General features: G+C 69.5%; 16 protein-coding genes, 1 pseudogene and 1 riboswitch. Of the genes and pseudogenes, 7 read left to right on the forward strand and 10 right to left on the reverse strand.

Annotated features, from left to right (window positions below):
- Both AB0I52_RS31580 and AB0I52_RS31585 read right to left on the reverse strand, forming a co-directional pair.
- Positions 1–94 (reverse strand): annotated as a pseudogene (locus AB0I52_RS31580) (RimJ/RimL family protein N-acetyltransferase); the annotation flags it as partial.
- Positions 95–157: 63 nt separating this feature from the next.
- A complete protein-coding gene (locus AB0I52_RS31585; protein ID WP_363078419.1) occupies positions 158–346 on the reverse strand; it encodes an antitoxin in 189 nt (62 codons plus the stop codon).
- Between the two features lie 192 nt (positions 347–538).
- Between AB0I52_RS31585 and AB0I52_RS31590 the strand changes: the two genes are divergently transcribed.
- A complete protein-coding gene (locus tag AB0I52_RS31590; protein ID WP_363078421.1) occupies positions 539–2182 on the forward strand; it encodes a GMC oxidoreductase in 1644 nt (547 codons plus the stop codon).
- Between the two features lie 102 nt (positions 2183–2284).
- On the opposite strand, the gene AB0I52_RS31595 is transcribed toward AB0I52_RS31590, so the two are convergent.
- The 5 genes from AB0I52_RS31595 to AB0I52_RS31615 form a co-directional block, all read right to left on the reverse strand.
- Positions 2285–2764 carry a carboxymuconolactone decarboxylase family protein gene (locus AB0I52_RS31595; RefSeq protein ID WP_363078423.1) on the reverse strand — a complete coding sequence of 160 codons (480 nt, stop codon included), beginning with the start codon at positions 2762–2764 and terminating at the stop codon, positions 2285–2287.
- Positions 2761–3840: a dihydrodipicolinate reductase gene (locus tag AB0I52_RS31600; protein WP_363078425.1), complete on the reverse strand. Its 1080-nt coding sequence runs from the start codon at positions 3838–3840 to the stop codon at positions 2761–2763. The genes AB0I52_RS31595 and AB0I52_RS31600 overlap by 4 nt, the downstream gene beginning before the upstream one ends.
- Positions 3841–4126: 286 nt before the next feature.
- Complete coding sequence (locus AB0I52_RS31605) at positions 4127–5035, reverse strand: LysM peptidoglycan-binding domain-containing protein (protein WP_363078427.1); 909 nt, start codon at positions 5033–5035, stop codon at positions 4127–4129.
- 3 nt (positions 5036–5038) lie between these two features.
- Positions 5039–5227, reverse strand: a riboswitch (cyclic di-AMP (ydaO/yuaA leader).
- A 451-nt stretch (positions 5228–5678) separates the two neighbouring features.
- Complete coding sequence (locus tag AB0I52_RS31610) at positions 5679–6227, reverse strand: FABP family protein (protein ID WP_363078429.1); 549 nt, start codon at positions 6225–6227, stop codon at positions 5679–5681.
- Between the two features lie 287 nt (positions 6228–6514).
- Complete coding sequence (locus tag AB0I52_RS31615; RefSeq protein WP_363078431.1) at positions 6515–7600, reverse strand: GH25 family lysozyme; 1086 nt, start codon at positions 7598–7600, stop codon at positions 6515–6517.
- A 154-nt stretch (positions 7601–7754) separates the two neighbouring features.
- Between AB0I52_RS31615 and AB0I52_RS31620 the strand changes: the two genes are divergently transcribed.
- Both AB0I52_RS31620 and AB0I52_RS31625 read left to right on the forward strand, forming a co-directional pair.
- Complete coding sequence (locus AB0I52_RS31620; RefSeq protein ID WP_363078433.1) at positions 7755–8627, forward strand: peptidoglycan DD-metalloendopeptidase family protein; 873 nt, start codon at positions 7755–7757, stop codon at positions 8625–8627.
- 207 nt (positions 8628–8834) lie between these two features.
- Positions 8835–11045 (forward strand): helicase, encoded by a 2211-nt coding sequence (locus AB0I52_RS31625; RefSeq protein ID WP_363078443.1) that lies wholly within the window; start codon positions 8835–8837, stop codon positions 11043–11045.
- A 101-nt stretch (positions 11046–11146) separates the two neighbouring features.
- Here the strand turns inward: AB0I52_RS31625 and AB0I52_RS31630 are convergent, their stop codons facing one another.
- Positions 11147–12079, reverse strand: coding sequence for a M56 family metallopeptidase (locus AB0I52_RS31630; RefSeq protein ID WP_363078435.1), 933 nt, complete (start codon positions 12077–12079; stop codon positions 11147–11149).
- Positions 12080–12082: 3 nt separating this feature from the next.
- Positions 12083–12514: a BlaI/MecI/CopY family transcriptional regulator gene (locus AB0I52_RS31635; RefSeq protein WP_363078437.1), complete on the reverse strand. Its 432-nt coding sequence runs from the start codon at positions 12512–12514 to the stop codon at positions 12083–12085.
- A 209-nt stretch (positions 12515–12723) separates the two neighbouring features.
- Here AB0I52_RS31635 and AB0I52_RS31640 point away from each other — a divergent pair, with 209 nt between their 5' ends.
- From AB0I52_RS31640 to AB0I52_RS31650, 3 genes are all read left to right on the forward strand, one after another.
- Positions 12724–13299 carry a TerD family protein gene (locus AB0I52_RS31640; protein ID WP_362956868.1) on the forward strand — a complete coding sequence of 192 codons (576 nt, stop codon included), beginning with the start codon at positions 12724–12726 and terminating at the stop codon, positions 13297–13299.
- Between the two features lie 46 nt (positions 13300–13345).
- Positions 13346–13927 carry a TerD family protein gene (locus tag AB0I52_RS31645; RefSeq protein ID WP_362956865.1) on the forward strand — a complete coding sequence of 194 codons (582 nt, stop codon included), beginning with the start codon at positions 13346–13348 and terminating at the stop codon, positions 13925–13927.
- Positions 13928–14000: 73 nt separating this feature from the next.
- Complete coding sequence (locus tag AB0I52_RS31650; protein WP_363078439.1) at positions 14001–14456, forward strand: TerB family tellurite resistance protein; 456 nt, start codon at positions 14001–14003, stop codon at positions 14454–14456.
- 107 nt (positions 14457–14563) lie between these two features.
- Here AB0I52_RS31650 and AB0I52_RS31655 read toward each other — a convergent pair whose 3' ends face one another.
- Positions 14564–15745 (reverse strand): acyltransferase family protein, encoded by a 1182-nt coding sequence (locus tag AB0I52_RS31655; RefSeq protein ID WP_363078441.1) that lies wholly within the window; start codon positions 15743–15745, stop codon positions 14564–14566.
- Positions 15746–16189: 444 nt separating this feature from the next.
- On the opposite strand from AB0I52_RS31655, the gene AB0I52_RS31660 reads away from it, so the two are divergent.
- Positions 16190–19471, forward strand: coding sequence for a GH92 family glycosyl hydrolase (locus AB0I52_RS31660; protein WP_363078445.1), 3282 nt, complete (start codon positions 16190–16192; stop codon positions 19469–19471).
- Positions 19472–19598: the final 127 nt, after the last annotated feature.

Below are 19598 nucleotides of genomic sequence, written 5' to 3' on the forward strand. Positions count from 1 at the left end.
CGGCCATCAGCCCGCGCCCGGTCGCGTGGGCGAAGGCCCCGTATCCGAGGGCGCCGCAGCGGAAGCCGCCGATGACGATGTTGTTGATGTTGATGACGACTGCGGCGGCCGGCCCGTTGCGTTTGCACGAGGGCCGTCAGAACCTCCGGAGCACGCCCTACCGGTCGTCGGCAGGCGGTCGGTGGTCACCGAGCTGGTCATTGAGCTTCTTCTGGGCGGAGTCGACCTGGCCACTGTGCTTGCCGTGCGTCTTCTTGTCGACGAAGTCGCCGCCCTTCTCGACTCCCTGGTGAGCCTGGTCCGGGTGCCCCTTGATCAGGTCCTTGATCTTGTCGAGCATGCTCATGACTGTCCTCCTCATGGAACGCTGACCTTCCCAGCATCCACGCGATGCACCGGTGACGCACCCCGGGACAGAGGGGGCCGCGACGGACGGCGAGCGGCCGGGACCCAAGAAGTTACTCACAGGTATGTAGTGACTTCTTGTGCGAGCGCCAGTAGAACTCGTTCCCATTCGATCGAGAGTGAGGGACGTCACATGACGGACTCAAGCTTACCCGACAAGGGATCGAGCGGTGTCTCGCGTCGCAGATTCATCGCTAGAACAAGTTTCATCCTGGGGGCCGCGGCCCTCTCCGGTCAGGCCACCGCCGCCCGAGCGGCGAGCCGTGCCGCGGCCACGGTGATCGGCAGCGGGGAGCACGTCCCGGTCCTGGTGATCGGCACCGGGTACGGCGGTTCCGTGGCCGCCCTGCGACTGGCCCGCGCGGGCATCCACGTCCACATGGTCGAAATGGGCATGTCCTGGGACACCCCCGGGTCGGACGGCAAGATCTTCGCCAACACGACGAGCCCCGACGCCCGCTCGTACTGGCTCCGAACCAAGACCAAGCAGCCCCTCAGCAACTTCCTCGGCTTCCCCATCGACAGGTCGATCCCCCGCTACACCGGAATCCTGGACGCCGAGGACTTCAGCGGCATCACGGTCTACCAGGGACGCGGCGTCGGCGGTGGCTCACTGGTCAACGGCGGCATGGCGGTCACCCCCAGGCGGGAGAACTTCGGCGCCATCCTCCCCACGGTCAACACCGACGAGATGTACTCCACCTACTACCCGCGCGCCAACGCGGGCCTCGGCGTCGGCACAGTCGACCCGGCCTGGTTCGACAGCGTCGACTGCTACCAGTACGCCAGGGTCGGCCGTAAGCAGGCCCAGCGCTCCGGCTTCCCGTTCGTCTTCGTGCCCGACGTGTACGACTGGGACTACATGGAGAAGGAGGCCGCCGGCACCGTACCCAAGTCGGCACTGGACGGCGAGATCCTCTACGGCAACAACTACGGCAAGAAGTCGCTGCAGAAGACCTACCTCGCCCAGGCCATGGCGACCGGCAACGTCACCGTCTCGCCTCTGCACAAGGTGACTTCGGTGACCCCGGCGCCGGCCGGGGGCTACACGGTCGTCATCGACCAGCTCCGCACCGACGGGAGCACCGAGACCACCAAGGCGGTGACCGCGGACAAGGTGTTCTTCGCGGCCGGCAGCGTCGGCACGAGCAAACTGCTGACCGAACTCAAGGCCACCGGCAAGCTCCCCGGCCTCAACGAGGAGATCGGCAAGGGCTGGGGCGACAACGGCAACGTCATGTGCGGGCGCGCCAACCACCTGTGGGACCCGACCGGCGCGGTCCAGTCGAGCATCCCCTGCGGCGGCATCGACAACTGGGACGCCGGTGGCGCGTTCGCCGAAGTCGCGCCGCTGCCGACCGGGATCGAGACGTTCGCCTCGTTCTACCTGTCGATCACGAAGAACCCGAACCGCGCCCAGTTCTCCTGGAACGCCGCGACGGGCAAGGTCGACCTGAACTGGCAGGCCGCGTGGAAGCAGCCCTCCATCGACATGGCCAAAACGATCTTCGACAAGATCAACGCGAAGGAGGGGACGATCTACCGCACCGACCTCTTCGGTGTGTACAAGATCTGGGGCGACCATCTCACCTACCACCCGCTCGGTGGTGCGGTGCTGGACCAGGCCACAGACAACTACGGTCGCCTGCACGGGTATTCGGGCCTGTACGTGATAGACGGCTCGCTGATCCCCGGCAACACCAGCGTCAACCCGTTCGTCACCATCACGGCACTCGCCGAACGGAACATCGAGAAGATCATCGCCACCGATCTGTGACAACGGCCCGAGCGCGGGCCGGCCGGCAGGAGGCGGCGCACCAGCCTCCCACCGGGTACGCCCCGGGCGCGGGCAGACGCGGAGCCCGGGGCATCCGGCTGCTCAGTGGCCGGGCAGCACGCACACGGCGTCGAGACCGAGTACGTGGTTGAGCCGGCCGAACGCCAGCCAGGAGCCGATGCTCATGCTCAGCTCGACGATCTCGCGCTGGCTGTAGTACGCGGTCATCCGGGTCCAGAACTCCTCGTCCAGACCGTGGTGGTCCAGGGCGTACCGCTCGGCGTACTCCGCGGCCAGCCGGGTCCGGTCGTCGAAGGCCCCCGCGGTACGCCACTCGTTCACCGCGTCGGCGAACTCCTCCTCGACCTTTTCGCCGTCCCGTTCGGTGCGCCAGTCGAGGCAGAACAGACACCCGTTGATCTGCGCGATCCGCAACCGGGCGGCCTCGAACTCACGCAGGCCCAGCGAGGTGTGCTGGTACACCGACAGGGAGAAGTTCGCGGCGGCCATCCCGATGCCCGGGACCATGTCGCCCCATACGTAGCCGATCGGTTCCTGGCCCTCGGGGATGTCGATGATCATGGCTGCTTCCTTCCGAGTCTGCCGGCTGCGGGGCGCAGGGGGACGTCGAGTGCGTCGTAGAGTCCGGGTTCCGCGTCCACCAGCCAGTCGATGGCGTTCACCAGCCGGCCGACCGCGGTGGCGTTGCCGCCCGCCGAGCGGTTCTCGCCCTCGTCGGTGGCCTCGACCGTGACCTCGATGCGCGGACGGCCCTCGATGATCACGCGGTGGGCACCGGCGCCGTCGGGCGGCGACGGCCAGTCCGGGGCGCAGGACGGGTGGATGCGGGTGATGTGCTCGATGACGATGCGGGGCTCACCCTCGACGATGCCCTGCACCTCGAAGCGGACCGCGCCCTGGGTGCCCGCCTCGAACTCGCCCATCGTCCGGGTGGTCACCGTCCTCTCCAGCGGCCGCCGGGCCATGGTCTCGCGGATGTCGTCGAGCTCCACGCCCAGGGCCCTGGCCATCAGCCGTATCTGTCCGCCCCACACCATCGTCGGAACGGAGGCCGCGAGCATCAGCGGCTCGTACTCCATGGGGTGGCCCATGCCGATCAGGTGGCGGACCGAGTCGGGCTGGTCGTAGGTGGAGTAGTCGAAGATCTCCTGGCAGCGGATCACGTCGACCGTGGTCCCGAGTCCGCTGATCAGCAGGGGCAGTACGTCGTTGCCCCAGCCGGGGTCGACACCGGAGACGAACAGCGAGCCGCCGCCGTCGGCGACGGCGGCCAGGACCGGTTCGCGCAGCTCCGGCGGGGCGCTCCGCTGGTCGTAGAGCGTGTACAGGGCGGGCGTGACGACCACCGCGCCCGTCCGGACGGCCCTGGTGATGTCGGCCAGCGCCTCGTCGGGGCGGATGTCCCCGGAGGCCGCATACACCACCGCGCCGGGAGCGGCGGCCAGCACCGCGTCGATGTCGTCGGTCGCCGCGACGCCCAGATCGCGGCCGGTCCCGGCGAGGTCGCCCGCGTCGCGGCCCACCTTGCCGGGATCATGAACAAGTACATGCGCCAGCTTCAGGGCCGGATGGGCCTCGACGGCGCGGATGGCCGCGCGGCCGACATTGCCGGTACCCCAGACCACCGTGGAAATCATGCGGCGGAGGGTAGCGCGCGGGATGAAAGGTTCATAGTGCCATCGCCCACCCGGTTGGGGAGGGCGGCCGGGGCAGGACCGCAGGCTCCGCCCCGGCCGCCCGGCCGCCGAGAGGTCCGCCGTCGAAGGTCAACCCTCCGGGGGCCGCACCGCACGGCCTGGCGCCCCATTTGCCCCCATATAAGGCGTAAAGGGGTGGGCGGCACGCGAAAAAGGGTGGGAAGGAGCCGCTCGGCCCCTTCCCACCCCTGCGCCCGGCTTCCCCCGGAGGCGGAGCCGAGGTGTGTCAGTAGGCCCCGAAGACGTTGTCGATCGAGCCGTACGTGGCCGCGGCGTAGTTGCACGCCGCGGTGATGTTGGCGACGGGGTCGAGGATGTCCATCGAGGTACCGGCCACGTGGTACGCGTCGAAGGTGGGCTGGATCACCTGGAGGAGACCCTTGGACGGGGTGCCGGCGGCGGCGTTCGAGTCCCAATTGTTGACGATCTGCGGGTTGCCCGAGGACTCACGGATGATGTTGCGGTGGATGCCGTCGTAGCTCCCGGGGATGCCGTTCTGGGCCATCACGGCCAGCGACTCCTTGATCCAGCCGTCGAGGTCGTCGGTGTACGCCGTCGCGGCCTGCGCCGGAGCGGTGGCGGCGGTCTCCTCCGCGATGGGCGTGACCGTCCGCTGGGAGCGGTCGGCGCGGCCGGTCCCCTCGGCCCGGTCGGACGACTGCGAGGCGTCGGCCGCGGGCTCGGACTGGACTGCGGGCCCGGACTCGGTCGCGGGCTTTGCCTTCGATTCGGCGGCGGGGGCCGCCTTGGGCGCGACGGCCTCGGACTTGGCGCCGATGGTCAGCTTGAGGCCCGGGTGAATCAGATCGGGGTTGTGGCCGACCACACTCCGGTTGTCCTTGTAGAGCTGCTCCCAGCCGCCGCTGAGCGAATGCCCACGGGCGATCTTGGAAAGCGAATCACCGGAGATCACGGAATAGACGGTGGACTCCGCCTTGCTGACGGCAATTCCCTTGACAGCAAGGGAAGTCGGGGCCGCCGCCTTTTCTGCGACGACAGCGTGTGCCGGTGCGGCAGAAGCCGATCCGGCCCCGATCAGGGGGAGCGCGAGAACGGCTCCGCCCGTGCTCACGGCGATGAAGCCGCGGGTCAGGGAGGTGGACTTGGAACGACGGTGCTTACCCATGATGGGCATGACTTATTTCCTCTCCGCCGCCTGCGAGGTGAGCTGTCGGGTTCGGACTGGAGATGTCCGGCCGCACGTGATGGCGACTTCACCCCTAGCCGCTCCGGATACCGGACCGGCGGCAAACCTGGGTCCCCCGCTCCTGCCGTACGTGAGTGGGTCGGGTTACCGGACGGCGGCAGGATTCGGCGTTCCATCCGGATTGACGGTGACCGTAAGCGAGAAACACCGAGCGAAACAAGCCCTGAATTCGAGATCTCAATTGATTCGCAAGATCAATTAAAGGAAATGCTCACCATCAGACCTTCCCGAGGAAGTCAACTTTCTTGGCACAACAGGGAACCGAAGCCCGACGCCCCGCGTTCGAGACCGGGAGAGTGACGCTGACCACTGAGACCGAAAAGGGTGATTTGCTCTATATTCAGCATCTTTGAGCAACAGAAAAGGGATTCTTGATGATAATTGATCTAGAATCCGATTAATCACTCAATCAGGACATCTTGACGGCCTTCACCAAGGCTCACTCCCGTGACGGGCAGGTCGGATCGATCCATCATTAATGATGGATCTAAATAGATGGAAACTAGTGATGCGCCCGAAGACGCTCACGGCCCGGTTGCGGGACGTCCTGACACGGGCCCGCGGATACGGCCTAACGTCCGCCCTCGCGTCGGAGCCGCGCCGAAAGGTGGTGCTGGAGCGGCTGGCCGACGGCCGCGAGGTCATGGACGAATTCAAGCGTGCCGTCGTCCGTCAAGGTGTAGCGGCGGCGGGTGGCACTGACCTCCTTGGCGGTGGGCGCGAGAGCGACCTGATGAGTGGCGAGGTCGGCCGCGCCGTCGGCCGCGCGGCCGGTCAGGATCTCGGCGATACCGGTGGGCTGGGTGATCAGCGCCTCCACGCGCCCGTCCGGCTGCATCCGCCACCAGCCGCTCTCCCGGGCCGACGGCCGCTGCGGGGCGCCTTCCGCGTCGATCAGCCAGGCGCGCGCCTCGTAGTGGAGGAAGGGCCGCCCGTCGTGACTGAAGGTCACCTCCTGCGCGTACCGGAACTCCTCGGCGAGCGTCGGATACTCACCGCGGCCCCGCCCGGTCCAGGTGCCCAGGAACCCGGTCAGCGGTGCGAGCAGCGCGTGCGGGGCAGGCACTTCGTCAGGCCGAAACGCGTCGGGATACGGGTGCTTCTGGAGGGGGTCGGACATCTTGCGCGCTCCTGAGTCGAGGGTGGTGATGGCAGTGGCCGTGGCCGTGATGGTGTCGGCTGGCAGCCTAGGGCCACGGAAGGCGAGTGGGCCGCTTCCACGCCTTCGCGCCATCACGACCTGACGACCTGACGCCAAGGCACTACTTCACTCAGTCGCGCCTTCGCGCGCAGTGCGGCGCCGTCACGGACCAGGTCCGCCAGGACGCGACGGGCCGACGCCGCGAACCGGGCCCCGAGGTCCGGATCGGACGCCGGGTCCATCGCGTCCTGGATGACTGGTGTGGGTCAGTTCCAGCGGTCCTGGTTGATGAAGTGGCTGAAGCCGCGCCAGGAGTTGGGGCCCATCTCGCCGTCGATGGGGCCGGTGTAGCCGTTCTGCGCGGCGAGTCGCTGGAGAGCGGCCCAGGTGTTCGTGCCGGGAACCCCGTCGATGGGTCCGGTGTAGCCCCAGTTCCGCAGGTTCCGCTGGAGCGCGGCATAGGTGTTGACTCCGGGGGCCCCGTCGATCGGGCCGGTGTAACCCGACTCGATCCGCAGCCAGTTCTGCGTCCGCTGCCACATCACCGGACCGGGAACACCATCCTGCTCCGTCGACGTCTTCGGCAGCCCACCACCGGACGGCGGCGGGTCGGTCGGCTCGGTGAGGTCGAACGCCCAGGAGCGGGCGCGGCTGAGGTCGACGGGGGACGCGCCGCCGGTGGAGCCCACGGACGTGTACTGATGGGCGGCCCAGTCGGGGTAGTGGCCGCCGAGGTCGGGTGCGCCGGGCCAGGTGCCGTCGTTGGCTCCCCAGGAGGCCGCCCACAAGTGGGCACCGGCGGCGACGGTGGCGGTCCAGGTGCCCGCGCGCAGTGCGCCTGTGCTGATGTAGAACCAGGGCACGTAGCTTCCGACGCGTTCGCGTACCCGGTTGAACCAGGCGGACACATCGGCGTCGTTCCACAGGCGGGTGGAGTCGTCGAGCACCTCGACGTCCAGCGCGAGCACGTCACCGACGCGGTAGTCGTGCAGGTGGTCCACGAAGTAGTCGGCCGCGGCGGTGGGGCTGAGGAAGTCTCCCGACACCCAGTAGTGGCCCACCCGCAGTCCCGCGGCGCGGGCGCCGTCGATGTGGCCGGGATACGAGGACGAGGTGTAGGGGCCCTCGGTGAGCTGGCATCCGCCGGCCTTGACGATGACGAACTGCCGTCCCTCCGCGGCGGCGCGGGCGTAGTCGATGCCGATCTGGTTGTTCGAGACGTCCAGGCCCTCCAGGTCGGCCGCCTGGCCGCGGACCGGACCGGCGGCGGTCGCGGCACCGGTGGCCGTGAGTATCCCGGCCGGGGTCAGGGCCGTCGCCACGGCGGCGCGAATCAGGTTTCTCCTGCGCATGTTTCCTCCGGTGAGGGGGTGGGGCTCCCGGCAGTGGATGTGCCGTGTGCCCGTCGGGGGTGTGTCATGTGCTTATCAAAATCTATGCGCGTAGGTTACCGTGGCTCCGCCTCGCTCTGGCAAGTCAAGTCGCAGTAATGACAAGGGAGTTGACGTGCACAAGAACCATGGGACCGACGACGGCCGGGGGGTTCGGCTGCGGATCGAGATGAGCCGGCGCACATTGCTGCGGGGCTCGGTCACCACGCTGGGCCTGGCGGCCGGCGGTGTGCTGTTCTCGGGGAATGCCGCACAGGCGCTGGACATCTACAACCCGTTCAGCGGTTACCGGATCACGGGTACCTGGCAGGACCACCTCAACGACGGCTCGCTGGGCGGACTCGACTACGGGATGGGCGTCGGCACCGCGTTGCCGGCGGCGGGCGCCGGTGTCATCACGAATATCCCGGACAACGGTACCGGTGGGCACACGGTGACCATCACCCACAGCGACGGGTACCGGACGCAGTACATGCACCTGTCCCAGTTCTTGCTGGCCAACGGCACCTCGGTCGGCAAGGGAGGGATCGTCGGGTACTCCGGGGGTGCCGTCGGAGCCCCCGGCTCGGGTAGCTCCACCGGACCGCACGTGCACTGGCATCTGATCACGCCGGGCGGCACTCGGGTCAACCCGCTGGACTACCTGGGAGGAGGCGGCGGTGGTGGGCTGCCGAAGACGTCGACGGAGCAGGATGGTGTTCCCGGTCCGGTGATGTGGCAGCGGACGCAGAACTGGCTGCGGATCGAGTCGGGTTACACCGGCCCGATCGACGGTGTCCCCGGAGTCAACACCTATGCCGCGCTCCAGCGGAACCTGCGGAACTGGGGCTACACCGGACCCATCGACGGGGTTCCCGGCACGAACACCTGGGCCGCTCTCCAGCGACTCGCCGCGCAGAACGGCTACACCGGCCCCATCGACGGCGAGATGGGCCCCAACTCCTGGCGCGGCTTCAGCCACTTCATCAACCAGGACCGCTGGAACTGACCCACACCACCCTCCGCGGAGCCCTCCGGAGCAGGGGGAGCCGCTGTCCGGCGGCACAAGAAATCCCCGGTCCGCAATTGCGGACCGGGGATTCTCCCGAGTATATTGAGTGTTTCTGTGCGCCCACAGAAAAGGCCCCTCATCGGGGGCCACTAAGCAAAACCATATCCGGCAGGAGCCATTTTGTCAACTCGGGAAAGCTCCGAATTGCAGAAGGAGCAGGAATTCATCGACCGGCTCTACGACCGTGTCGATGCGCTGCGCGGAGTAGCCGCCCAGCACGTCCAGGACGCGCTGACGCCGGTCGGAACCGGTCTGCAGGCCCGGCTCGAACGCGATGTGCTCGTCGCTGAACGCTCAGGTCTGCTGGCTGCCCTGAATGCCGTGGACGGCTCGCTGTGTTTCGGCCGGATCGACCTCTCCAGCGGCACGGCGCACCATATCGGCCGGGTCGGAATCCGCGAGGACGACACCGCGCACACACCTCTGCTGATCGACTGGCGCGCACCGGTGGCCCGCCCCTTCTATCTCGCCACCGGTCACACGACCATGGGCCTGCGCCGGCGCCGGCACATCACCACCGAGGGCCGCGTCGTCACCGAGCTGCACGACGAGATCCTCGACCTCGGGGACCGGGAGCGCACCGGCTTCGAGGACCCGAGCGGCGACGCCGTGCTGCTCGCCGCCGTGAACTCCGCCCGCACCGGCCGCATGGGCGACATCGTGCGGACCATCCAGGCGGAGCAGGACCGCATCATCCGCGCCCCGCACCGCGGTGTTCTCGTCGTCGAGGGCGGACCCGGCACCGGCAAGACAGCGGTGGCGCTGCACCGGGCGGCCTTCCTGCTGTACGAGCACCGCGAGCTGCTCGCCAAGCGCGCCGTCCTGATCGTGGGCCCCAACCCGGCCTTCCTGCGCTACATCGGCGAGGTGCTGCCCGCGCTCGGTGAGACCGGTGTCCTGCTCGCCACCCAGGCAGAGCTCTTCCCCGGGGTCCACGCCGACGGCACCGACACGGGCCGCGCCGCCGCCGTCAAGGGCGGTGAGGAGATGGCAGAGGCGCTCGCCCTCGCCGTCCGCGACCGGCAGCGGCTGCCCGAGCCCGGCGCCCCGCTGGTCATTGCGCACGACGACGGCGATCTCGTGCTCGACTGGGAGATCGCGTACGAGGCCCGGCAGGCGGCCCGCGACACCCGGCTCCCCCACAACCTCGCCCGCCCGCACTTCGCGTTCCGGATCATCGACGCCCTCACCTCGCAGCTCACCGAGCGCATCGGCGCCGACCCGTACGGCGGTCCCAACTTCCTCGGGCCTGACGATGTCGCCCAGCTCGGCAGGAACGTCGCCCTCAGCAAGGGGGTGCACGCCGCCGTCGACGAGCTGTGGCCGCCCCTCACCCCGGAGCGGTTCCTCACCGACTTTCTGGCCGGCCCCGTGTACGTACCGGCCGAGGACGCCGAAGCCATCCGACGTGCCCCCGGCGAAGGGAACTGGACGCCGGCCGACGTCCCGCTGCTCGACGAGGTGGCCGAACTCCTCGGGGTCGACGACAGCGCCGAGCGGGCCGCCGCCGAGGCCGAGCGCCAGGAGCGGATCGCGTACGCGCAGGGCGTTCTGGAGCTGTCGAGGGGTTCGGAGTCCTACGAGTTCGAGGACGAGGAGTCCGAGATGCTCGCCGCGCACGACATCATCGACGCCGAACGGATGGCGGAGCGGCAGGAGGAGGCCGATCACCGCAGCGCGGCGGAGCGCGCCGCCGCCGACCGGACCTGGGCGTTCGGGCACATCATCGTCGACGAGGCGCAGGAGTTGTCGCCGATGGCGTGGCGGGTGCTGATGCGCCGTTCGCCGACTCGCGCGATGACCCTGGTCGGGGACCCCGCGCAGACCTCCGAGGAGGCCGGTGTCGGCTCGTGGGAGAAGATCCTCGCGCCATACGTCGGTGACCGCTTCGAACACACCACGCTCAAGGTCAACTACCGCACGCCGGCCGAGATCATGGAGCTGGCCGCCGGGGTCGTACGGGCCGAGGACCCCTCCTTCGAGCCGCCGGGCTCGGTGCGGTCCACCGGCGAGGTGCCGTGGACAAGGGAGTCCGGGGAGGATCTGGCCGGTGCGGTGGCGCTGGCCGTCTCGGAGCTGACACCCGGCGAGGGGCGCCTCGCGGTGATCGCTCCGGTGGCGCTCCACGAGGAGATCGCGGCTCCGCTGGACGGAGTCACGGCCGGCGCCGAGCCCGATCTGGCCTGCCCGGTGGTTCTGCTCGACCCGCGACAGGCCAAGGGGCTCGAATTCGACCATGTACTGGTCGTGGAGCCCGCCCGCTTCGGGACCAGCGATCTGTACGTGGCGCTGACCCGTGCCACGCAGCGCCTGGGCATCGTCCACCGGGAGAAGCTGCCCGAGTCGCTGCGCTGACGGCGTGCCGGGGAGGAGCGGACCGGGGCTCCGGTGGCCCCGGCGGGGTGCTGGCCGGCTTCACGGTTCCACCGAGGCTGGTGAACCGGGCACCCCGACGGCTACAGCGGCGTCGCCGCTTCGAGTGCGACGAAGAGCGCGAAGGCCGCGTTCAGCGAGGACAGCGTGGACAAGGCTGATCCCGCCGCCGCGACGAACGCCGCGATCCCCGTCGGGGTGTGAACCGGCGGCCAGCCCTGCTCCGGCGGCACAGGGCCCAGCAGCGCGGCGACCCGCCGGGGGACGGGGCCGGCCGTCGCGAAGGCCGGGACGGTCTCGGTGACGGCCCGGTGCGAGATGATCGCCGCCTTGCCGACCGTACGGGCCGTGAGCCGCCGGTCCCCGGTGGTGACGGCCGCCTCCTCGTCGGCCCAGCGCTCCGTGCTGTAAGTGATGGCCGCGCGCAGCGGACGCAGCAGCGGGTTCGCGCACCCGGCCAGCTGAACGGCGAGCAGCAGCCGGTGGTGCCGGCCGGCGAGATGGGCCCGCTCGTGCGCGAGGAGTGCCTGCTGCTCGGCCGCCGTCAGACAGTCGAGCATCGCGGAGGAGACCATGATCCTGCCGGGCGAGCCCGGCAGGGCGTACGCGTACGGCACACCGTCGGGCAGTACGGCGACCTCGGCCGTCGTCGACAGCCCGGCCAGCGTCCGGTGCGCACGGGAGCGGAAACGGCAGTGGCGCCATACGGTGGCCGCGCAGGCCACGGCCACGGCCGTGAGCGCGGCGATCGCCGTCTTGCCGACGAACCTGTCGTGCGGAACGGCCTTCCTGACCTCGTCGTCCGACCAGCCGTCAGGGAGCGGGTTGCCGGGCAGCTGGGCCGTGCCGACCACCACCAGCAGACCGAGGCAGAGCGTGCTGCACGACGCCAGGATCACGGCGATGGTCGCGAGCAGACGGGCGGCGCTTCGCGGGTGCAGGTGCTGCTCCGCCAGGCGTGCGATGGGCAGCGCCGTGAGTGGCAGGACCAGGGGCAGACAGACGAAGACACCCATCGGTCAGCTCTCCGATTCGTCCGTGGGCCGGCCGGCCTGGCCGGGGCCGCTCTCGCTGAGCAGCGACCGCAGCAGATCCTCGTCGTCCGGCGACAGCGCCGAGACGAAGCTGGAGAGCACGGCGTCCCGGTCGTCCCGCTGGTCGAGGAGCCGGCGCATCCGAAAGGCGGTGAGACCTGCCCCGTTCGCCGTCGACTGCCACAGCACCGGGCGACCCGAACCCGTACGGGTGACCGCCTGTTTGTCGAGCAGCCGGGTCAGGATGGTGATGACCGTGCTGTACGACAGACCACCGTCGAGACGCTCCTGCACCCATGCCGCGGTGACGGGCTCGCTCGCGCCGCCCAGCACGGTCAGCACCTGGGTCTCCAGTTCGCCCTGCCCGCGTCGGCGGGCCCGCGGCTCCCCCGGCCGGCCGTCCTTCTCTGCGCCCACGACGCGGCCCCTTTCGCACGGCTGCCCTGCCACTCGTTCACATGCCGGGCGCCGGGGCATATTACCGGCCGCTCGGACGCCTCGTGAGCCCGTCGAAGCCCGGGGCCGCTTCCCCGCACGCAAACTCTACAGTGCTGTAGATTTCAGGTGTTGTCATTCGGTGCCCGCCCGGTCACGCGTGGGCGCAACGATGCGTAGAGGGAGAAGACATGGGTGTGAGCCTCGCCAAGGGCGGAAACGTCTCACTGACCAAGGAGGCCCCGGGACTCACGGCGGTCCTCGTCGGACTGGGCTGGGACGTCCGCACGACCACCGGCACGGACTACGACCTGGACGCCAGTGCCCTGCTGTGCGACGAGGCCGGGAAGGTCCCCTCGAACGACCAGTTCGTCTTCTACAACAACCTGAAGAGCCCCGACGGTTCGGTCGAGCACACCGGTGACAACCTGACGGGCGAGGGCGAGGGGGACGACGAGATCGTCAAGGTCGACCTCGCCGCCGTGCCGGCCGAGGTCGCCAAGATCGTGTTCCCCGTCTCGATCCACGACGCGGAGAGCCGGGGCCAGAGCTTCGGGCAGGTCCGCAACGCCTACATCCGCGTGGTCAACCAGGCGGGCGGGGCCGAGATCGCCCGCTACGACCTCAGCGAGGACGCCTCCACCGAGACCGCCATGGTCTTCGGCGAGCTGTACCGCAACGGCGCCGAGTGGAAGTTCCGCGCCGTCGGGCAGGGCTACGCCGCCGGGCTCAGCGGCATCGTCGCCGACTTCGGAGTCAGCCTCTGACCCGGTCCGGGTCACCGTCGTACCGCACCCTGCCGAGAGTGGAGCCATGACCGTCAATCTGACCAAGGGCCAGCAGATCAGCCTCACCAAGACCGGCGGCGGGGAACTCACCGTCGTACGCATGGGGCTGGGCTGGAAGTCCGCGCCCCGCAGGGGGTTCCTGGCCCGGCTGACCGCCCGTGAGATCGACCTCGACGCCTCCGCCGTCCTCTTCGCCGGCCAGGCCCCGCAGGACGTCGTCTTCTTCCAGCACCTGACCAGCGACGACGGATCGGTGCGGCACACCGGCGACAACCGGGTCGGCGGCGCGGGCGAGGGCGGCGACGACGAGTCGATCGTCGTCGACCTGCAGCGCGTCCCGGCGCACGTCGATCAGATCGTCTTCACCGTGAACTCGTTCACCGGCCAGACCTTCGAGGAGGTCGACAACGCCTTCTGCCGCCTGGTCGACGAGACGACCGGGCAGGAACTGGCGCGGTACACGCTGACCGGCGGCGGCCGCCACACCGCGCAGATCATGGCCAAGGTCCAGCGGTCCGGTGCGGGATGGCAGATGACGGCCATCGGCAGCCCGGCCGAGGGGCGCACCTTCCAGGACCTGATGCCGGCCGTCGCCGCGCACCTGTAGGCCTTCCCGCCAGACCCTCTCCTCCGCACATCCGCCGGCACTCACCACTACGACCGACCCTGGAGTAATTCGCATGGCACTGTGGGACCGCATCAAGGAATCGGCCTCGACGATGCAGACGCAGCTCAACGCCAAGAAGAACGACCTCAAGAGCGGTGGCTTCCGCGACGCGAGCATGGCCATGTGCGCCCTCGTGGCCGCTGCCGACGGCTCCATCGACCCCTCCGAGCGGCAGCGGGTGGCCTCCCTGATCACGGGGAACGAAGTACTTCAGAACTTCCCCGCCGAGGATCTGCAGCGCCGGTTCAACGACTACTGCCAGCAGCTGACCTCCGACTTCGAGATCGGGAAGGTCAGCCTCCTCCAGACCATCGGCAAGGTCGGCAAGAAGCCCACCGAGGCCCGTGCGGTCATCCAGATCGGCATCGTCATCGGCGGCGCCGACGGCAACTTCGACAACAGCGAGCGCGCCGTGGTCCGCGAGGCCTGCTTCGCGGCCGGCATCACACCGAACGAATTCGACCTGTAGGCCGTCGAGGTCCAGGCTCCCGGGCGTGCCGCCGTCCCTGCGCGGCACGCCCACTCCGCTCCCCTCGACGATCCCGCGCAACGCCGCCGAGCCCTACGGCCCGCTCCCTACGCCCCGCTCCCCCGGGACGACCCGGCGCGCGACACCTCGGCGTCCGGCCGTGGCGCCTTGAAGGCCCACGCCATCTCCGGCTCCATCGCGAACCGGAAGACCCGCCGCACCGGTGGCGTACAGAGCACGCTGATCACCGCGGCGCCGATCAGGGTCACCGCGATCTCGCCGAGCGGCGTGCTGAGCCACTGCGCGTCGTACCAGCCCCAGAAGCGGGAGCCCTTGGCGAGGAACCCGTGCAGGAGGTAGCCGTACAGGGTGCCGGCGCCGAGGGCCGTGAACCACGTCCTGCGGCGCGGCACCCAGGCGAGGAAGCAGGCGACCAGGACCACCGAGCAGCCGAACATGGCGAGCGTCATGACGGCGCCCGTCCAGCCCGGCGCCGCCAGCTCCTGGGCGCTGTCGCGGCGGTAGAACCAGGCGGTGTTCATACGGGGAGCCGCCCAGTAGGCGAAGGCCGGCGCGGCGGCGAGGACCGGCACCGCCAGGATCCGGGCCTCCCGGCGTCGTACGAGCTGGAAGTGCTCGGGCCTGAGCACCAGGCCGAGTACGAAGAACGGCAGGAACTGCAGCACGCGTTGCAGGTCGAGGTCGTCCCCGATGTCGGGCGACACCGCCGCCAGGACCGCGATCGCGAGGGACAGCGACAGCGGCCACCGGACGTTCTTCCACAGCGGCGTGGTCAGCCGCCAGATGAACAGCGCGACCAGGAACCACGTCAGGTACCACGGATCCAGCAGACTGATCGGATAGCCCGGGTCGTCGTCGGCGAACCATTTGAAGACGGTGTACGCGACCTCGAAGATCACATAGGGCACGGCCACACCCGTGATCAGCCGCTTGACCCGCTTCGGGCTCGCGTCGAAGCCGCGCGAGAAATAGCCGGAGATCACGATGAACGCCGGCATGTGGAACGTGTAGACCGTGATGTACAGGGCGGCCGCGGCGCGGCTGTCACCCCGCAGCGGCTCCCACGCGTGTGCCATCGCGACCAGCACGATCGCCAGGTACTTGGCGTTGTCGAAGAACGCGTCACGCGCCCCGCCGCCGCCGGTCCCGGCCGGTGCCGTCGGCCCCCGGGTGGCGGATCGCGGCGACCGCTCGTCCGGTTCCGCCGTCCGCGGTCCGGGCAGTAGCGCCGCCGCCCGATGCCCGGACGGCCGCAGTGACTCACTCACGTATTTCTCCCCCCTCAACGGTGGAACCTGCGCGCACCATTGCTCGTCTTAGAGGGTTTACGGGAATGAGGTGACTGCGGAACATTCCCCGCACGGTAGTCACTGATCCCCCGTCCCGTAAACCGGCGCCGTCCGCGAGACCGCCCAGCTCGCGGCGGCCGCGCGTGGGGTATGCGCCGTTCGTCCCAGTACCCCCTCCCCCACGGCCCGACCGGTCCGGACGGCAGGATTCCGGGAATCCTTGACACCCCGGAGCGGCAGGAGGAGCATCCTCACGTCGTTGACAACGTTGTCGGGGCGACGCCGTTCCGGAGTGGTCACGGCGGGCCCGCTCCCACCGCGTTGACCGTTCGTCATACACGAAGGGCAGGAACGGTGTCAGACACGCACAACCACCGGACGCACACCGGGCTCAGAGTCATCAGCTCCGTCGCGGTCGCCGCCATGGCCGCGCTGGGGACGGCCACCACGGCCGCCCCCGCCTCGGCGGCATCTCCGCACGGCACCGTCAAGAACCCCGTGTCGTACGTCAATCCGCTGATCGGCACGTCCAACGCGGGCAACACCTATCCGGGAGCGGTGCAGCCGTTCGGCATGCTGGCCTGGAGTCCGCAGAACTCGAGGGGGAAGCAGGTCTCGACGCCCGCTCCCGGCGGCTACCAGTACGACGCGACGAAGATCCGCGGCTTCAGCCTCACCCACCTCAACGGCGTCGGATGCTCCGGTGCCAACGGTGACATCCCGATCATGCCGTACGTGGGTGACGTCGACTCCTCGCCCAGCGCGGACACCACCGACGCGAAGTACGCCGACACCTTCTCGCACAGCGACGAGACCGCGTCGCCCGGCTACTACAAGGTCGGCCTGGCAAACGGCGCGTCCGCGGCGCTCACCACCACCGCCCGCACCGGCTCGGGGAAGTTCGGCTTCCCTGCGGGCAAGCCCGCGAGCATGCTCTTCCGCACCTCGAACTCGGAGAGCGGCAGCACCGACGCCACCGTGCGCATCGACAAGGCGGCCCGGACCGTGACGGGTTCCGTCACGGCGGGCAACTTCTGCGGTCCGCAGAGCGCGAACAACCGCAAGGACCTCTACACGCTCTACTTCACCGCACACTTCGACAAGGCGTTCGCGAAGACCGGCACCTGGACGGACGGCACGGTCAAGGCCGGCTCCACCACGGCCTCCGGCGGTACGGGGTACAGCTCGTCGGGCAACGCCGTGGAGGGCAAGGGCTCGGGCGCGTACATCACGTTCGCCGACGGAACCACCGAGGCCGGGGCCAAGGTCGCCGTCTCCTACGTCAGCCCGCAGAACGCCGAGGCCAACCTCCGGGCCGAGAACGGGCCCCGCGAGAGCTTCGACTCCGTCAGGGACCGGGCCGCCGGCGTCTGGAACAGGACGCTGAGGTCGGTCGAGATCGGCGGCGGCACCGACGCCCAGCGCGCCACCTTCTACACCGCGCTCTACCACTCCATGCTGGAGCCCACCCTGACCAGCGACGTGGACGGCCGCTATCTCGGCGCCGACCGCAAGCCGCACCGGCTCGCCAAGGGCCAGCGGGCCCAGTACGGCACCTTCTCCGGATGGGACCAGTACCGCGCGCAGGTGCAGCTCATGACGCTGCTCAATCCGCGGGCGGGCAGCGACTACGCGCAGTCGCTGTACAACTATGCCGGGCAGCGCGGCGGCGAGTGGGACCGCTGGCTGCTGGAGAACGGCAAGACGAGCGTGATGTCGGGTGATCCGTCGGATGCGGCTCTCGCCGGGATCTACGCCTTCGGCGGCCATGACTTCGACGTCAAGGGCGCCCTGAAGTCACTCGTCAGGGCGGCCACCGTGCCCACGGCGAACGACTCGGACAGCTCCGGCTGCAACGTCGAGTGCGTGGGCCAGCGGCCCGCGCTCGACAAGTATCTGGAGCTCGGGTACGTACCGGCGGACAACTGCCACTGCTGGGGAGGCGCGGCCGAGACCCTGGAGGACGCGGCGGCCGACTACGGACTGTCCGAGCTGTCCCGGCAGACCGGGAGGACCGCCGACGCGAAGAGGTTCCTGGACCGCTCGGGCAACTGGACGAACGTCTTCGACGCCAACGCCACCCCGCAGGGCGGCTACATACGCGACCGCAAGGCCGACGGCACCTGGGCGGGCACCTTCACGCCGGGTACGGGCAGCGGTTTCGTCGAGGGGTCCAGCGCCAGGTACACCTGGATGGTGTACTCGGACGTGGCGGGCCTGGCCGGTGCGATGGGCGGTGACGACCAGGCGGTGAAGCGGCTGGACGCCTTCTTCCACACGCCGGACGGGAAGTTCGACTTCTCGGCGAAGGACGACACGCGCTACGACGCGACCAACGAGCCGGACATCAACGCCCCGTACCTGTACGACTACCTGGGGGCTCCGTACAAGACGCAGGAGACGGTCCGCGCGGAGCTGGACCAGCTGTGGACCGACACCCCGGGCGGCATCCCCGGCAACGACGACGCGGGGACCATGTCGTCCTGGTACGTCTTCTCGGCGCTGGGCATGTACCCGCAGAACCCGAGCCGGGCCGATCTCACCCTTTCCGCTCCCCTGTTCCCGCACGCCGTGGTGCACACCGGGCACGGGAAGACGATCACGGTCGACGCACCCGCCGCTTCGGCGGACAACACCTACATCCACGGACTGAAGGTCAACGGCCGGACGTCCACGAAGCCGTGGGTCCCCGCCTCGCTCGTCACCCGTGGCGGCACGCTGGACTACACCCTCGGCTCGACGGCGGACACCTCCTGGGGCACCGCGAAGGCCGACGCGCCGCCGTCCTTCCCCGGCGGCGGTCTGAAGTACTTCACCGGGGCGACCCCGGATCAGCTGAAGGTCGAGCCGGGGTCGGGCGGCGCCGGGACGACCGTCAAGGTGCAGAGCCTCCAGACGGAGGCCACCACCGTTCACTGGACGGCGAAGGCGCCGGCCGGTGTCACCGTGACCCCCGCGGAGGGCGACTTCACGGTCCCGGCACGCGGCTCGGTGAGCGCGAAGCTCACCGTGTCGGCCGCCGCGGACACGGCCGAGGGCCACTACACGGTCCCGGTGACACTGAAGTCGTCCACGGGAGAGGAGCTGCCGAAGACGTCGGCGGCGGTGACCGTCGCCGAGCGGAACAGCATGCTGTGGAACCGCAACAGCACCGGCATCTCCACCGACGACGGCAATCCGCAGGCCAACTTCGACGGTGAGGGCTGGAGCTACTCGGCCAAGGCCCTCGCCGCGGCCGGCGCGGCACCGGGCGGAACGGTCTCGTCCGGCGGTTTCGACTTCGGCTGGCCCGAGGTGGGAGCGGGCGACCCGGACAACATCGAGGTGGCCGGGACCGAACCGCAGGTGCTGAAGGTTGCGTCCGCCTCCGGCGACACCGAGCTGAGCCTGCTGGGCAGCGCGGCCGAGGGCGAGGCCTCCGGTCAGGCCACGCTGACGTACACCGACGGCACCACGCAGCAGGCGGAGATCGGCTTCAGCGACTGGACGCTGGGCGGCGGCGCGCAGAAGCCGTCGTTCGGCAACACGGTCGCCGTCCACACCACGTACCGCGACGTCCAGGGCGGCGGTACGGACCCGGTGGGCACCGAGGTCTTCGCCACCGCCCCGATCGCGCTCCAGGCGGGGAAGCAGCTCGCGAGCGTGACCCTGCCGGCCACCACGGACGGCGGTGTGATCCACGTCTTCGCGGTGGCCACGGCCTGAGCCGCCCCCGAGCGGAACGGGCCGTCGCGGCATACACGCTGTTCACCCCCGAGGCGGACGAACTGATCCGCCAGGCCGGCTGGACCGACCTAGTCTTCTGCGGGATCGCCACCGAGAGCTGCGTCCT

This window comes from Streptomyces sp. NPDC050423 (genome assembly GCF_040655445.1).
GTDB lineage: Bacteria > Actinomycetota > Actinomycetes > Streptomycetales > Streptomycetaceae > Streptomyces.

Excerpts from the sequence above, each read along its gene's own strand:
- AB0I52_RS31615 (WP_363078431.1), bottom strand. The coding sequence starts at position 7,600 with ATGCGCAGGAGAAACCTGATTCGCGCCGCCGTGGCGACGGCCCTGACC.
- AB0I52_RS31595 (WP_363078423.1), bottom strand. The coding sequence starts at position 2,764 with ATGATCATCGACATCCCCGAGGGCCAGGAACCGATCGGCTACGTATGG.
- AB0I52_RS31590 (WP_363078421.1), top strand. The coding sequence starts at position 539 with ATGACGGACTCAAGCTTACCCGACAAGGGATCGAGCGGTGTCTCGCGT.
- AB0I52_RS31610 (WP_363078429.1), bottom strand. The coding sequence starts at position 6,227 with ATGTCCGACCCCCTCCAGAAGCACCCGTATCCCGACGCGTTTCGGCCT.
- AB0I52_RS31645 (WP_362956865.1), top strand. The coding sequence starts at position 13,346 with ATGACCGTCAATCTGACCAAGGGCCAGCAGATCAGCCTCACCAAGACC.
- AB0I52_RS31585 (WP_363078419.1), bottom strand. The coding sequence starts at position 346 with ATGAGCATGCTCGACAAGATCAAGGACCTGATCAAGGGGCACCCGGAC.
- AB0I52_RS31600 (WP_363078425.1), bottom strand. The coding sequence starts at position 3,840 with ATGATTTCCACGGTGGTCTGGGGTACCGGCAATGTCGGCCGCGCGGCC.
- AB0I52_RS31605 (WP_363078427.1), bottom strand. The coding sequence starts at position 5,035 with ATGCCCATCATGGGTAAGCACCGTCGTTCCAAGTCCACCTCCCTGACC.
- AB0I52_RS31660 (WP_363078445.1), top strand. The coding sequence starts at position 16,190 with ATGGCCGCGCTGGGGACGGCCACCACGGCCGCCCCCGCCTCGGCGGCA.
- AB0I52_RS31640 (WP_362956868.1), top strand. The coding sequence starts at position 12,724 with ATGGGTGTGAGCCTCGCCAAGGGCGGAAACGTCTCACTGACCAAGGAG.
- AB0I52_RS31650 (WP_363078439.1), top strand. The coding sequence starts at position 14,001 with ATGGCACTGTGGGACCGCATCAAGGAATCGGCCTCGACGATGCAGACG.
- AB0I52_RS31630 (WP_363078435.1), bottom strand. The coding sequence starts at position 12,079 with ATGGGTGTCTTCGTCTGTCTGCCCCTGGTCCTGCCACTCACGGCGCTG.